Consider the following 15,409-nt stretch of genomic DNA (forward strand, 5'->3'; position numbering starts at 1 on the left):
AGAAAAGAAATTAGCCAAAGAACAACGAATTCTATCCAGACGTCAAAAAGGAAGTTCGAATTGGCATAAGCAACGGATAAAAGTTGCACGTGTCCATGAGAAAATCCAAAACGCCAAACGTGATTACTTGCACAAAATCTCGACTGATCTTGTCAAAAACCACGACATGATCGGGATTGAGGATTTGAGTGTCTTGAATATGTTGAAAAACCACAACCTAGCTAAAGCAATCAGTGAGGTCAGTTGGTCACAGTTTCGCACAATGCTTGAATATAAAGCCAAGTGGTATGGAAAGAAGATTGTAACCGTTGCGAGAAACTTCCCTTCAAGCCAGCTGTGCTCAAACTGTGGCTACCGCAATCAAGAAGTAAAGAATCTCGCCTTACGTGAATGGAACTGTAGTGAATGTGGGGAACAACACGATCGAGATCTTAACGCAAGTAAAAATATCAAAAACGAAGCCATAAGACTTCTAACCGTAGGAACTACGGAGATAGCCTAATCAATAACTGGCGGTTACGCTGGTGTTCTTAGGAATCCCCCCACTTCAAACAACCGTAGTTTGTTAAGTGGTGGGTAGTTCAAATAGATCGATATTTATGCCACCAACAAATGAACCGATTGCAATACCTATGTGTATATTCGAATTATTGATACTTTGTTGGATGTCAGATGTCTTAGGTGCGATAGAAACTAATTGACTTTGTATCGCCGGTGTAAGTGCCCAGCTTAAGAAACTCCATAACACCAATGCAATAACTAACATCACAGGCTTAGTCAGTAGAACAAAAATCATAAATAGCATTGTTGCAAAAAGCGATATGACTACGATAATTGTTTTTCTAGTTCCAAAACGGTCAGATGCATAACCACCAAACCAACTACCAAAAATGGCAGCGACACCAAGTATTAAATACATAATGCTTAACGAGTCGCCGGTAAGATTCAAAGTCGTCTGCAAGAAAGGCGTTAGATATGCGTAAAGTGTTAAGTGTCCGACATAGAATAGAATGGAGACGGATTGTGTCATTATTATTTTTGGATGTGATAGCGCCTTAATTTGAGACTTTATCGGCAAAGTCTCCTTACCTTCAATTTCGCTCATGAAAAACCACATCAGTACAATTAAAATCTTAATGATGAAGACAATGAATACAAAAGGTGCTCTCCAGCCCCACTCATTCCCTAGAAATAGACCAAAAGGAACGCCAAATACTAATGAAGCACTCACCCCCATCAGTACGGTTCCGATCGCTCTGGATCGATGAGTCGTAGATGTAATTTGAGAAGCAATCGTCAAGCATAATGAAATAAGAAGTGCCGCGAACATTGCCGATAGAATCCTTGATAATAGGAGTGGCATAAAACTTGTACTTACAACGGCAAGAACGTTAGAGAGTAAAAAAAGAAATAAAACGATGATAATTAATTTTTTCCGTTTTATTTTAGAAGTCAATGAAAGAAGTATAGGACCCGAAATGGCAAAACTTAATGAAAATACAGTGATCAAAAGACCGGCACGTCCTAAAGTGATGTCTAAATCATTTGCAATTAAAGGAAGAATCCCTCCGATAATCAGTTCGACCAATCCTACAATAAAGGTAATGGTAGTTAATATATATATTCTTTTATCCATAAAGTTCCTCCCAAAAAAAACAGGGCCACCCACAATGGGAGGCCCTGCTAAGTAGCAGATTTCTTGCCCTCTAACATAGTTTTAATGATGTTTCCTCTTCAGTATTGTTTAATTAAAGATAAATTCTCATGCTTTATAGTTGCTGTCAATTGAATGTAAGCATTTATATGATCAGGCATGTTTGTTGAGTAAGAAGGCAGGGTCTGTCCGGTTTTTATTTGCTGAATATTTAAAATAATACTTCAATAAGCTGTCACTTTAATTTATGATTAAATGAGAGGTGATGTTATTGGATTCAAACGTATTGCCGAAGGGGTTGTCGCTTCCAGCTCTTTTCCTCAATGTAAATGCATTTGATGAAAACTGCCAAATGATCGCTAATAAATCAAATGGGAAAACGGTTCGAATCGCAACAAAGTCTATTCGGTCGATCCCCGTTTTACAGCGAATTTTAGACTCGAGTCCTGTGTTCAAAGGACTACTATGCTATAGCCCTGATGAGGCTGTTTATCTTGCTGAAGCGGGATTTGATGACATCATGATTGGGTATCCGTGTTGGAATGAACAAGCACTGACGAAGATCTCAAAATTGAATGCTCAGGGTTATCAAATTACTTGTATGGTGGACTCAGAAGAGCAGGTAGAATATCTACATCGGATAAATGAGAAAGTAGCAGGACTTTTTTACTTATGTATGGACATCGATATGAGTACGAAATTTGGTAGCCTCCATTTTGGTGTGAGACGTTCGCCAATCAACTCAGAACGAGAAGCAGTACGTTTAGCGCGGAAAATCAAATCATATCCAGACTTGAAACTTCATGGCGTAATGGGCTATGAAGCGCAGATTGCGGGTGTGACTGACCGGTTGCCTACTAGCCGTATTAAAAACCAAGTCGTTTCTTTTTTGAAAGAACGTTCGATTCATGAGATTCATACGCGGAGAAAGAAGATTGTTCAAGCGCTAGCTGAGGAAGGAATTGAACTTTCGATTGTTAATGGTGGCGGTACGGGAAGTATGGATTCGACAGCAATGGATGAGAGTGTTACTGAAATTGCAGCAGGGTCTGGATTTTATTCGCCGTTATTATTTGATTATTACCGAGATTTTCGGTATAAACCAGCGCTGTTTTATGCATTGCCAGTTGTTAGAAAACCAGCGCCAAATATATATACATGTACGAGTGGTGGTTTCATTGCATCAGGTCCACATGGAAAAGATAAAATGCCACAACCTGTGTATCCGCCGGGGGGAAAGTTGCAACCATTTGAAGGTGCAGGCGAAGTACAGACGCCCATTTATTATGAAAATGTTTCGTTGAATATTGGCGATCCGATTATTTTTAGAGCTGCCAAAGCCGGTGAGATTTGTGAGCGCTTTCAAGAGATTGTTTGTGTTGAGAATAAACGAATTGTTGAGCGTTATTCTACGTATCGGGGGGATGGCCAGTGTTTTCTTTGATAAAACGAGAGCAAGGGAAAAAGTGGAGGAACTGGGCAGAAACACATGAGGGTAAGCCGGAGTCAACGTTTTATCCGTCTTCGGTGGATGAGGTCGTTGCCATTGTGAAAGAAGCTGCAAATCAAGGGAAGAAGATTCGTGTCATCGGTGCTGGCCATTCATTTACAAACTTAGTCGGAACAGAGCAATGGCTCGTATCGCTCGATCAATTGACGGGGATTGAGCAGATAGATGAAGCAACTAACACAGTAACGGTATTTGGTGGCACTCGTTTATATCAATTGGGTAAAGAACTGGAACGATTAGGCTATGCTCAAGAAAACTTAGGAGACATTAATGTCCAATCGATTGCAGGAGCGATTTCAACTGGAACTCATGGAACAGGGCTATCATTCGGGAATATCCCGACACAAGTTAAAGCGTTAACGATTGTTACAGCAACAGGTGAACTTTTAACGGTTTCAGAAGAAGAGAATGCGGATTATTTTAAAGCATCTCTCGTATCTTTGGGCGCATTTGGGATCATTGTGAAAGTAAAACTGAAAGTCGTCGAATGCCCTGTCTATGAATATCGATGTGAGAAAGTTAATTATCCTCTTTTTGTTGAGAAGCTTGATAACTATATTAAGAACAATCGTCATTTTGAATTTTATATTTTTCCTTATTCAGATCTCGTTCAAGTGAAGCGGATGAATATTTCAGAAAACAAACCCGAACGATTATTTTTTCATCATTGCAAAGACCTTGTGATGGAGAATTATTTATTATACGTGCTGTCGACAGGGTGCAAATGGTTTCCCAAACGGAGTCGCATGATTAGTAAGCTTCTAGCAAAAGGCATCAGTGAAACGAATATTACTGCGAATAGCCATCAATTATTTGCGACACCACGGCTTGTGAAATTTACTGAAATTGAATATTGCATCCCGCTTCACTACTTAAAACCTGCACTAGACGAAGTCCGTACCTGTATCGAAGAGAAAAATCATGAAGTTCATTTTCCAATTGAATGTAGAGTCGTGAATGCCGATGATATTTGGCTTAGTCCGTCTTACAAAAGAGAATCCGCGTATATTGCTTTTCATATGTTTAAAGGAATGCCGTATGAATCCTATTTCAGTGATATGGAAGCCATTATGCGAAAATACGAAGGAAGACCACACTGGGCGAAGATGCACAATATGAATCAAGAGGATTTGCAAATTCTCTATCCGAAACTGCCGGACTTTCTCGCCATCCGTGAAGAACTCGATCCTAATGGAATGTTTATGAATGAGTACTTGGAAGAAAAACTCGGGAAAGTTCGAGTTGAAAAAGAACCGATGGAAATGGGTTAACTGCTAAACCTGGATACTTTTAAAGTGTCCAGGTTTTTTGTTTGGCTCTGAGCTTGCCAAGACATAAAAGAATTTCCACCAAAACCGCACACGCTCTAAGGGGAAAGCTTTAGCGAAGCCGTCGAAAAATCGGTCGAAGCCGCCGATAAATTGAGCGGAGCCGCCGATAAATCGGTCGAAGCCGCCGATAAATCGGATGAAGCCGCCAATAAATCGGTCGAAGCCGCCGATAAATCGAGTGAAGCCGTCGAAAAATCGTAGAGTAACCGATGTTGAATTATCAACAACGGAATTTAACGAAGCCTTTCATCTAAAACTTTTTTAAAATATTAAAAAAAGTAGTCATATCCATGAATGTCCATGCATATATACATTTTATAAGTAAAAAATTCTATAAATACATTTTCATCATCCTGTTCACACTAGAGGTAGGAGGATGATGCAAATGGACAAGCGGAGATTTTATGTCAATGTAGAAACGGGAGAAATTTCAGAGTTGAAGGCAGGTAATAATGCGCAGTTTACGGTTTATGCAAATCAAGAGGAAATCAAAGCGTTGCGCAAGTGTTTCGAAGACAAAGATCATGCGGACTATGGAACGTACTGGCGAGCGCATGTGCCGTTCAAGGAGTATCACAACGACGAGGATAACGATGCTGTTGATCATGAACTGCTTCGGGCATATAAAATGATCTATCAACTAGGCGATGAGGAGGCGAAAGAGCATATTAGCCAATTCCCGTTTTTCGAATCACTGATGGACTCAGATGATTTTTAAAATCATTCCTAAAATCTTCCGTATTCTTTTCATTTTGAGGTTTAGCATTTTCTAAAAAAAGGTATAAATGTAGTAGACAATACGGAAGGTGGTTTAGACAATGAGACATCGAATGAATTTCAAAAACATCTTACTTTCGTTGATTGTCATTCTTGCTTTGCCAATCTCTTTCGCTGCGAATGCTGAAGGAAATTTGGAAGTAAGCTATGATGAACAACAAAACCACCAATCACAACTTCAACAAAAAAATGAGATGGTTGTGATGGGGGAAACGCAAGAAGAGAAAGAAGAACATACAGAACAACCATTGACTCATGAACAAATCGTCAGTGTGACGGATCAATTCATGGATCATTTGGTTCAAGATACAGATCAGTACTACAACGTGAAAGCATATGAAACAATGGACGAATTTAAAGAAAGCTTCTATGGCTTTGCTTCAGAAGAAGTCGTTGATGAATTCGTAGATGTATATTACGAAATCAGGGACGGCGAGTTGAAAGTCATCCCAACTTCTACACCGCCGTGGTTTGAAGCGGGAGAAGATTATAATGTGCAACAAACAGAAGCAGGAACTTATGTTGTCACACAAGAAACTGGGAATGAACTTCATGGAAACTATACGATTGAAGTCGGGATTGATTTGAATGAAGATCAGAAACCACGTATAATGAGCGTTAACTATCAAGGTTAATTTGCTGTAAAGGAACGTATGCAATTGAATACTTTTAGAGATTATTACAACAATGAAGTTAAATTCGCCATTCGTGAACAAGCTTTCTCGGAAAATCCGCAGCATGTCTGGGTGATTACCCGGTACGGTGACCAATGGCTTCTGACGAAACACGGTGACCGAGGTATGGAATTTCCTGGAGGGAAAGTCGAGGCAGGGGAGAATGCACCCGAAGCTGCGATTCGTGAAGTATTTGAAGAAACCGGTGGAGTTGTGAACCATTTAGAGTTCATCGGTCAATACTACGTCGACGGAAAAAGCGACTACATTATTAAAAATGTGTACTTCGCCCATGTCGATGAAATGACAGAACAAGTGCATTACTTTGAAACAGATGGACCCGTTTTGCTGCATCAACTCCCAGATAATGTGAAAAAGGACAAACGATTCAGCTTTATGATGCGAGATGAGATTTTGCCATTATCTTTAAAGGAAATTGAGAAAAGAAAATTGATGTAAGATGGAACACAAGCGCTTTGTATGGCGCTTGTGTTTTTTGTGGTAAATAGCTCACGCTTGTTTCGTTTGGGCGCATATATTTTGAAATCGGGAGCATAAATTTCAATTTTGGGCTCATATATTTTGCGTGAGGTCGCATTCCTTTTGATTAAAGATGTATATACTTCGAATAAGGTATCATATTTTCTCAGAATGGGCACATATAATGTCCGAGGCGTTTAATGATCAATAAAAAAGGACCGGGATTACCCGGTCCTTACCGCTTTGATATTTAATTAGCCTCTAAACGTAGGCCCTGCTTCAGCAATATCTTTCGTCACATGGTCGAACTGTTTGAAGTTCTCATGGAATTTTTTCGCTAGGTCTTGTGCTTGTTGGTCGTAACGATCTTTGTCAGCCCAAGTTTTTTTCGGATGCAATACTTCGGTTGGAACGCCAGGGCATTCGGTTGGAATATGAAGACCGAAAAATTCGTCTTGCACCGTTTCAACATTTTTCAGATCGCCTTCCAAAGCTGCTTGAACCATGGCGCGTGTATAGCCGAGTTTCATACGAGAGCCTTCTCCGTATGGGCCACCTGTCCAGCCAGTGTTAACAAGGAAAACTTCTGAGTTGTGTTCGTCGATTTTTTCACCGAGCATTTTCGCATATTCAGCAGCTGGCAATGGTAGGAATGGTGAACCGAAGCAAGCGGAGAATGTCGCTTGTGGCTCTGTAACACCACGTTCCGTTCCAGCTAGTTTACTCGTATAACCACTTAAGAAATGGTACATCGCTTGTTCTTTCGATAGCTTACTGATTGGAGGCAGTACGCCAGAAGCATCAGCAGTCAAGAAAATGATTGTATTTGGGTGTCCGGCACGACTTGGACGGACGATATTATCGATATTATCAATCGAGTAAGCAGCACGTGTATTTTCCGTTAAGCTTGTGTCGTCATAGTCTGCTTCACGATTTTCGTCCAAAATGACGTTCTCCAATACGGAACCGAAACGAATGGCGTTAAAAATTTGTGGTTCTTTTTCAGCAGATAGGTTCACTGTTTTTGCATAACAACCACCTTCGATATTGAAAACACCATTTTGACTCCATGCGTGTTCATCATCACCGATTAAACTTCTGCTCGGATCGGCGGATAATGTTGTCTTTCCTGTTCCGGAAAGTCCAAAGAATAAAGCAACATCGCCTTCTGCGCCGACGTTTGCTGAACAGTGCATCGGAAGCACTTCATTTTTTGTCGGTAGCATATAGTTCATGACAGAGAAAATAGACTTTTTAATTTCTCCAGCATATTCCGTTCCGCCAATCAAGACGATTCGATGTTTGAATGAAACAATGATGAATGTTTCAGAATTTGTACCGTCTACTTCAGGGTCCGCTTTAAAATGTGGTGCTGAAACAACTGTAAATCCAGCCTTATGATTTTCTAGCTCTTCTTTTGAAGGACGGATAAATAAACGGTTGGCAAATAGGTTATGCCAAGCAAATTGTGTAATGACTTGGATTGGCAGGCGGTATTTTTCATCCGCACCGGCAAAGCCATTGAACGTAAACAATTCATCTTGCTTTTCCAAGTAATCAATCACTTTATGAAATAGATTTTCAAATTTATCTTCGCTAATTGGTTGGTTGACGCTTCCCCATTCAACATGATCTTGGGACTCTTCATCTTTAACGATAAACTTATCTTTTGGTGATCTGCCTGTATATGTTCCAGTTGTTGCACGAATCGCTCCAGTAGAAGACAAGACGCCTTCTTCACGGCTCAAGACTTTTTCAACAAGTTCAGCAACTGAAAGATTTTTATGATTCGCGTCTAAATCGGTCAAGCGAGAGACAAGCGAATCAAGTGTATTTGTGCTCATTCATTCATCATCCTTTACGTTTAAGTTAAAGTGTGCTGTTTCAATCTGATTATTAGTATAACACATTAGATATATTAATCCATACTAATGGTGAAAATAATTGTGACTAAATTATAACAACATTCATGGGTACTTTACCAATCTTTTATGAGAAAGTGATGGATTGTTTTATCTTTCAATCTCTAAACCTGTCGTTCATTCAGGAAATATACTATGTTATGCTTTGATTATGAGAATTACTAGACGAGTTATTTGGTGAAAGGTTGGTTATTTACATGGGGATAAAAAGGAATAATGAGGAAACATTAAGACAGTTCCAAACATACATGCTTCAATTTCCTGAAGAAGCAGAGAACCTCATCCCGTTTATTTCTTTCATTAAAGACCGCGAAGAATTATTCGATCGAAGCGTGACACCGGGACATATTACCGGTAGCGGATTTGTTCTTCATCCGAATAAGCCGGATCATATATTGATGCTATTTCATAAATCATTGGAAAGATGGTTACAACCAGGTGGCCATGTGGATCCAGGGGAAACACCAGAGGAAGCGGCTATTCGTGAAGTGAAGGAAGAAACAGGCATTGATACATATATTCATCCAATACATAAAGAACAGTTGTATCCGATTGATGTCAATGTTCATTACATCCCAGCGAATCAACAAAAAGGTGAGCCAAGTCATTTTCATTATGATTTTCGTTATCTTTTAGTGACAGATGAGACAGAAATCGGTCAAAATGATGAAGGTCATGATGTTAGATGGGTAAATGTTTCAGACATTCCGGACAAATCAATGGCCCGTGCCATTACACAAATCAAATCGTTGTATCCATCGTCTGATTTTTAGGGTTTTCAATAATCGCCAATAATTAACAAAATTTGCTAGGAAGAAATTGCGAATCGCATCGGTGCCGACTCTAACGGGCCAAGAAATAAAAGAACTTCCGCTAAACCGTACACGTCTTACGGGTAAAAGCGTTCCGTTGAAAAACCATATGAAGCCGCTGAAAAACGGAGAGAAGCCATCGAAAAATGGAGAGAACCCGTCGAAAACCCGAGCGAAGCCGTCGAAAACCCGAGCGAAGCCGTCGAAAAATCGAGCGAAGCCGTCGAAAAATCGAGTGAAGCCGTCGAAAAACGGAGCGAAGCCGTCGAAAACCCGAGCGAAGCCGTCTATAAATTGTGTAGGAATCGATATTGGATGGCCTATTATAGGAAGGTGGTACATACATCATGGATACAAAATCCATCTTAATCTTTTTTCTGGTTTTTGCTGTGTTGCAAGTAACAGAGGGGCTGAACTTAGGAGATCATTGGTTTGTTATTACATCAATTCAATTTGCAATTGGCTTTATAGTTTTTATTGTTTTTTCATTAATATGGACAAGGGTGACAAAGAAGAAGACTTAATATTTGGGCTATCATAATACAGAAATAAGGAGTAATATAATTGACAAGTTCCGTCATTTAACGATATGATGATGCAGAAACGGAATAACTCTTATCCAGAGAAAGCGGAGGGAACAGGCCCGATGAAGCTCGGCAACCATCACAAGCTGTGACAGGTGCTAACCTGATGCAAGGTGTCCCTTGGACGATAAGAGCGGAAGGCGGATAATCACCTTTCCCTTTTGTCATGGATAAAGGGGGAAGGTTTTTTTGTTGGATTGAAGACGTTCGACGTTTTTAATCGATTTTAAAACTACGTCTCTGACATCACTCGATTACTCGCCGTTTGACGAGGAGTATGGAGAGTGATGCTGTCGTCTGACCAGGAGAGAGTGCCGTAATAATTCTTGGGAGGAAATAGATATGGAAAGGAAACGAAGATTATTCACATCTGAATCGGTCACAGAAGGCCATCCGGATAAAATTAGTGACCAGATCTCAGATGCCATCTTGGATGAAATTTTAAAAGAAGATCCAGATGCACGCGTAGCGTGTGAAACAATGGTTTCAACAGGTCTTGTTTTAGTATCCGGAGAGATTTCAACGACTTCATATGTCGATATCTCAACAATCGTTCGTGATACAGTAAAAGAAATCGGCTATACACGGGCGAAATATGGTTTCGATTATGCAACATGTGCTGTATTGACTTCCATCGACGAGCAATCCGAAGATATTGCTGCTGGCGTCGATGTCGCTTATGAAAAAAGAGAAGGACAAATGACGGACGAAGACATTGAAGCAATTGGTGCAGGTGACCAAGGATTGATGTTCGGTTTTGCAACGAATGAAACCGAGGAATTGATGCCTCTGCCGATCTCACTTTCTCATAAACTGTCGAAGCGGTTGTCTGATGTTCGACGAACGGAAGTGATTCCGTATTTACGACCGGACGGGAAAACGCAAGTAACGGTTGAGTATAAAGAAGATGGTACACCGGGACGAATTGATACGATTGTCTTGTCCACCCAACATCATCCAGAAATTACGTTGGAACAAATCAAAAAAGATATTATGGAATTCGTCATTCGACCAATCGTTCCGGAAGATTTAATGGATGATGAAACAAAAATCTTTATTAATCCAACAGGACGGTTTGTCATCGGCGGACCTCAAGGAGATGCCGGGTTGACAGGAAGAAAAATCATCGTAGACACATACGGTGGTTATGCACGTCACGGCGGAGGAGCATTCAGTGGTAAGGATCCGACGAAAGTTGACCGATCAGCCGCTTATGCTGCTCGTTATGTCGCGAAAAACATCGTTGCAGCGGGTCTTGCTGAAACTTGTGAAGTGCAATTGGCTTATGCGATCGGTGTAGCGCAACCTGTTTCTATTAACGTTGATACATTTGGAACAGGCGCTGTCTCTGAGGAACGAATGGCTGAAGTCATTCCAAAAGTATTTGACTTGCGACCTGCAGGTATTACGAAAATGCTCGATCTGAAGCGGCCAATTTATAAGAAAACAGCAGCTTTCGGACACTTTGGACGAACAGATGAAGATTTCACATGGGAACGTACAGATAAAGCAGATGAGTTAAAGCGTTTCTTTGAAAATAACTAAATCATAAATGATGAAAACAGTTGTTATACATATTGTATAGCAGCTGTTTTTTTATTAAATATTATTTTGAATTTAGGTGAATGAAAAATATAAATTCAAAATATTTATACTTGTGTTATGATTAAACTGAATAAAACCTGTTAATCTGTTTGTCTGATAAATTGTTCAGCTGAATTTTTTTGAAGGGAACATGTAAATCAATGGGAAAAGATATATTCAGTGGGCGTTATACAACTGAAAACGATAAAGATATCGTCGTTTTCATGATCGGGATGCGTATCAATAAAAGACTTGCAATTCATAAGTGGCTACCGGTTTTTCTGGCAATGCCTCCAATGATCAAAGAGTTACATACTCACCAAGAGGAGCTTGGTTTTTTAGGCATGGAAAGTTTCTTCGGGTTAAGAACTACTGTTATGATTCAATATTGGTCATCCACGGAAGCTCTCTTATCATATGCCAAGGGAAAAAAGCATCTCACAGCATGGAAAGCATTTAATCAAAAGGTAGGTAATAATAAAGCAGTGGGTATTTATCATGAGAGTTATCAAGTTAAAAAAGGAAACTATGAATCTGTTTACGGAAATATGCCGTTATATGGCTTAAGTAAAGCTTTGTCACATATTCCTATTGAACCCCATTTAAATAGCGCAAGGAAACGCTTGAAAGGTGCAGAATCAAATAATCGAGCCTAATCCCCCATATTACATAACTGGTTAACATTACTATTTATGCTGCTATAAAATTTAAACATACGAAAAAAAAGAGCTGAAGAGAGGTGAAGAAATCGAAAAGTATAATTAGGCATAGTTGGAATGCCATTTCAGGAATGGTTGTTTTGTTTCTATCGCTATGGATGAGTGGTCCAGGAATCGGAGAGGCCAATACACAAACTTACAGATTGTATTTTCTGATCTTATTTATTTTATGGGTGATCGGTTTTTTACTGCAGTTCAAGAAAAGGTATAGAGTGATCGGAATTGTTATAACCATACTTCTTGTCATGTATTACTTAGTGATTTTTTTATAAGTTACATTCATTTAATCGGCAAGTTGTCATATGAAGCTTACATGGAGGATACGCAATGAAAAAAATTCTTCTTTATACAATGACGTTTCTGTTAAGTGTTTTCTTAGTTGGTTGCAATACAGGAAATGCAGATACAACGGGAGGGAAAGACAAGAAGCCCACCCAATACGATACGGTCAATAATTTTGAAGGTGTTTCTATGTCCGTTAAAGAAAGTAGCGTCTCTCCAACAGGTTTGACAGTAATCTTTGAAAATAAATCTGACGAACAAGGGGTTTATAGCGAGGACTTTTTGTTGGAAGAGGAAATCGAAGGTAATTGGTATGAGGTACCCACTATTGTAGATGAGTACGGATTTGCTGAACCGGGTTATGAATTACCTCCGTCTAAAACTGAGGAGTTTGCTGTTGAGTGGGAATCGCTGTATGGAAATCTGGATAGCGGTAACTATCAAATTATTAAAAGTATGTCCAATGTTAGAGAACCAGGGGATTATGATGAATACTATTTGGCAGCACAGTTTAAGATTGAATAACCATCATGGTTTACATTGGTAACCTTTAGGCGTTGTTTCGGTAGAAGTGAATGGAGTTAAATTCAATATTGATACTTGAATGACTGAGAATGGAGTGAATTTAATGAGCGTGACCACGAATCAAGGAGATTCAGTAAAGGTAGTATTTGTTTACCAAAAAAATGAACAAACCGAAGAAGTGACACTTAACTCTGCTCAACTATCAGCGTTATTGAATTCAAAACAGATTTGGATTGAAAGATTTAGTGCTAATTTAAAAGTTGAAAACACGGTTTGGTCCTATGCTAATGATAATGTATCATTGCAACTTTATTTGAGGTAGTGACTACTTGAATTGATTAAAATCAAAAGAAAAGGGCGCAATTCCAGGTAAGCGGAGTAGCGCCCGAACTTGTATAACTAGGTCAAATAATTGAAAATGCTAGATAAATGTTAGAGCGACACTTGTTTTTAACCAATACATATAAGAAGTGAAATGGCTGTAAAGGGAGGTTTTTAAGTGGTTCAACCAAAAGCTCTTTTTGAGTCTGGATTGAAAATCGTCGGAGTTCTTACGATTATTTGGGGGTTAGTCCATATTACTCCGGTGGTTTTTCAGTTTATTTCCATTTATAATCAGCCGGATATGATGACGAATCACAATTTAAGTTCTTATCGTTTTTCACTGATTTTCCAAGTCGTGTACCCTGTAATCCTTTTAATGATCGGGATTTACCTACTAAAAGATGGGAAGGCCGTTATTGATATGGCCTTTAACAATTCGTCTACGAAAGGCGAAAATAAGATTAGTTCATTATTTTGTCTTTTTATGAAGATGGCAGGATTAGTTTTAATTATCTATTCCCTACCAAAAGCGTTTCAAATTATATCTAATTTAATTTTTATTTCTTCTGTTAACAGTGTAAATACATTTGAGCAAACACAATTTATTGTTCAGAATCTCGTAATGAGCGTAATTAATTTCGTATTCGGTATCTATTTATTACGAAGCGGAAAGGTTTTTTACAAAATTGGCTTCTCTAAAAATAACGGAGATGAATGATGGGAGCTATGTTGGATGGTGTTTTAGGTAGAAATGGTGTTATCGATATGGAGGGGAAATTATGACTCAAAGGATAGCTGAAAGATTTAAAAATTTTGCTACATTAGAATGTCATGGCTCGAGCGACCTCTATGAAAATTTATCGAACCAAATCGCAGCTGATGACGAATTGTTGGATTTAAGCATGTATGCAAGAGAAGGGCAACCGATCCCTAACTTACTTTTTGGCGCTGTTCATTATTTGTTGTTACAAGGTGAAGAACATGAATTGAAGGAATTCTATCCTAGCATCATCGATCAGGTGAGTAGAGAGGATAATCCTTTTCCTTTCTTTAAGGATTTTTGCATGAAAAATCAAAATGAAATAAGGGCCATCTTAGAAAACAAGCTTGTTCAAACAAATGAGGTACGACGATGTGCCTATCTTTATCCTGTATTTTGTTATATATACAACCAGATCAAAAGACCACTTTCACTCATAGAAATCGGGACAAGTGCAGGATTGCAGTTGCTTTGGGATTATTATTCCTATTCTTATGGAGACGAGCAAGTCTTTGGCAATCAAAATTCCACTGTTCATTTAACATCCATGGTACGTAATGGTGAAATACCTTATGAACTATTACCATCAATTCCACCGGTCAGTGATCGACTGGGAATAGACTTAAACATTACCAATCTTACCGATGAAGACGAATATTTATGGTTAAAGGCACTTATTTGGCCTGAACATAAAGAGCGAATAAAAAACCTTGAAAATGCAGTTAAACAATTAAGGGTAAATCCACCTAATCTAATAGAAGGAAATGGTGTAGCATTACTCCCTGAGATAATAAAAGATGTTCCTGTTCATACAGCAGTTTGTATCTTTCATACTCACGTAGCCAATCAAATGCCTGAAGCGGCTAAAAGTGAACTGATGGATCAGGTTACTGAAATAGGAAGAAACAGGGACGTTTTTCATATTTATAATAATATTTACGACAGAAAACTTCGTGTCGATTCCATTATAGATGGAAAACCCGAGACAAAGATTATTGGTGATACAGACGGGCATGGTAGATGGTTTGATTGGCATTTAACATAGGCAAGGGAGATTGGGGACAGGTTTTAAAAAATAAGATTTCACTGGATTCAAGCCAGACTATTGCATGAAATAAGGAGGTTCATTTATGGGTCTTGGAATGAGTACTTGAAAGTTCTAGAAAGATTGAAGAGTGTTAAAGATGAGAATTGGGAAACTTTAAGTATTCCAAAAGGAAAATCAGAAGAATATTTGCAGAAGAAGTTAAAGAAACATCAATCTCAAAATTGTTGATACGATTAGAACGGGAATCGGTCACAATAACTCTACGAGCGTCAACAATTGTATAACTACAATAACTAAACGAATTTGTTTTGATAAGAAAAACAAATTCTTTTTTTATGTCTTTTTTCTTGAATAAATTTCATAAATCTTAGCCCTTACAGGGCAAGGGTTTCAAAACACAAAAAAGGAAGTACCTCCCCAAAG

16 protein-coding genes and 1 riboswitch are annotated in these 15,409 nt (G+C 38.9%); of the genes, 14 read left to right on the top strand and 2 right to left on the bottom strand.

All coding sequences use genetic code 11. The features are described 5' to 3' along the window. The coding region (locus KC820_RS12590; RefSeq protein WP_212371537.1) for an RNA-guided endonuclease TnpB family protein at window positions 1–502 on the top strand (502 nt) is incomplete at its 5' end. Between the two features lie 63 nt (window positions 503–565). Here the strand turns inward: KC820_RS12590 and KC820_RS12595 are convergent. After that, window positions 566–1,636, bottom strand: a complete 1,071-nt coding sequence (locus KC820_RS12595) for an MFS transporter (protein ID WP_212371538.1) — start codon at window positions 1,634–1,636, stop codon at window positions 566–568. A gap of 283 nt (window positions 1,637–1,919) precedes the next feature. Between KC820_RS12595 and KC820_RS12600 the strand changes: the two genes are divergently transcribed. The 5 genes from KC820_RS12600 (at window position 1,920) to ytkD (ending at window position 6,405) form a co-directional block, all read left to right on the top strand. After that, on the top strand, window positions 1,920–3,098 hold the full coding sequence (locus tag KC820_RS12600) for an amino acid deaminase/aldolase (RefSeq protein WP_336511050.1): 1,179 nt from the start codon (window positions 1,920–1,922) through the stop codon (window positions 3,096–3,098). Then, window positions 3,098–4,435 carry a D-arabinono-1,4-lactone oxidase gene (locus KC820_RS12605; protein WP_212371556.1) on the top strand — a complete coding sequence of 446 codons (1,338 nt, stop codon included), beginning with the start codon at window positions 3,098–3,100 and terminating at the stop codon, window positions 4,433–4,435. Before KC820_RS12600 ends, KC820_RS12605 begins: the two co-directional genes overlap by 1 nt. 445 nt (window positions 4,436–4,880) lie before the next feature. Continuing rightward, on the top strand, window positions 4,881–5,213 hold the full coding sequence (locus KC820_RS12610) for a hydrolase (protein WP_212371540.1): 333 nt from the start codon (window positions 4,881–4,883) through the stop codon (window positions 5,211–5,213). Window positions 5,214–5,313: 100 nt separating this feature from the next. Next, the gene (locus KC820_RS12615) at window positions 5,314–5,907 is read left to right on the top strand and encodes a hypothetical protein (protein ID WP_144163412.1); all 594 of its coding nucleotides are present in this window, start codon (window positions 5,314–5,316) and stop codon (window positions 5,905–5,907) included. A gap of 18 nt (window positions 5,908–5,925) precedes the next feature. Beyond that, entirely contained in the window at window positions 5,926–6,405 is a 480-nt protein-coding gene (gene ytkD, locus KC820_RS12620; protein ID WP_377862811.1) for an RNA deprotection pyrophosphohydrolase, read from the top strand. A 275-nt stretch (window positions 6,406–6,680) separates the two neighbouring features. Here the strand turns inward: ytkD and pckA are convergent, their stop codons facing one another. After that, window positions 6,681–8,270, bottom strand: coding sequence for a phosphoenolpyruvate carboxykinase (ATP) (gene pckA / locus KC820_RS12625; protein ID WP_212371541.1), 1,590 nt, complete (start codon window positions 8,268–8,270; stop codon window positions 6,681–6,683). A gap of 275 nt (window positions 8,271–8,545) precedes the next feature. Here pckA and KC820_RS12630 point away from each other — a divergent pair, with 275 nt between their 5' ends. The 8 genes from KC820_RS12630 to KC820_RS12665 all read left to right on the top strand — a co-directional run bounded on the left by KC820_RS12630 (window position 8,546) and on the right by KC820_RS12665 (window position 14,983). Next, window positions 8,546–9,121 carry an NUDIX hydrolase gene (locus KC820_RS12630; protein WP_212371543.1) on the top strand — a complete coding sequence of 192 codons (576 nt, stop codon included), beginning with the start codon at window positions 8,546–8,548 and terminating at the stop codon, window positions 9,119–9,121. Between the two features lie 651 nt (window positions 9,122–9,772). Beyond that, a riboswitch (SAM riboswitch) is annotated at window positions 9,773–9,878 on the top strand. A 208-nt stretch (window positions 9,879–10,086) separates the two neighbouring features. Then, a complete protein-coding gene (gene metK, locus KC820_RS12635) occupies window positions 10,087–11,289 on the top strand; it encodes a methionine adenosyltransferase (RefSeq protein ID WP_212371545.1) in 1,203 nt (400 codons plus the stop codon). Between the two features lie 200 nt (window positions 11,290–11,489). Next, window positions 11,490–11,984, top strand: a complete 495-nt coding sequence (locus tag KC820_RS12640; RefSeq protein ID WP_212371547.1) for a DUF4188 domain-containing protein — start codon at window positions 11,490–11,492, stop codon at window positions 11,982–11,984. Window positions 11,985–12,067: 83 nt separating this feature from the next. Next, a complete protein-coding gene (locus KC820_RS12645) occupies window positions 12,068–12,319 on the top strand; it encodes a hypothetical protein (protein ID WP_336511051.1) in 252 nt (83 codons plus the stop codon). Window positions 12,320–12,374: 55 nt separating this feature from the next. After that, complete coding sequence (locus KC820_RS12650; protein ID WP_212371549.1) at window positions 12,375–12,854, top strand: immunoglobulin-like domain-containing protein; 480 nt, start codon at window positions 12,375–12,377, stop codon at window positions 12,852–12,854. Between the two features lie 103 nt (window positions 12,855–12,957). Further along, complete coding sequence (locus KC820_RS12655; RefSeq protein WP_212371550.1) at window positions 12,958–13,176, top strand: hypothetical protein; 219 nt, start codon at window positions 12,958–12,960, stop codon at window positions 13,174–13,176. A 177-nt stretch (window positions 13,177–13,353) separates the two neighbouring features. After that, on the top strand, window positions 13,354–13,896 hold the full coding sequence (locus KC820_RS12660) for a hypothetical protein (protein ID WP_212371552.1): 543 nt from the start codon (window positions 13,354–13,356) through the stop codon (window positions 13,894–13,896). A 61-nt stretch (window positions 13,897–13,957) separates the two neighbouring features. Next, complete coding sequence (locus KC820_RS12665) at window positions 13,958–14,983, top strand: DUF2332 domain-containing protein (protein ID WP_212371554.1); 1,026 nt, start codon at window positions 13,958–13,960, stop codon at window positions 14,981–14,983. Window positions 14,984–15,409 lie beyond the last annotated feature (426 nt).

Origin of the sequence: Allobacillus saliphilus (assembly GCF_018138385.1) — a bacterium.
In the GTDB taxonomy this organism is placed as follows: Bacteria; Bacillota; Bacilli; order Bacillales; family Alkalibacillaceae; genus Allobacillus; species Allobacillus saliphilus.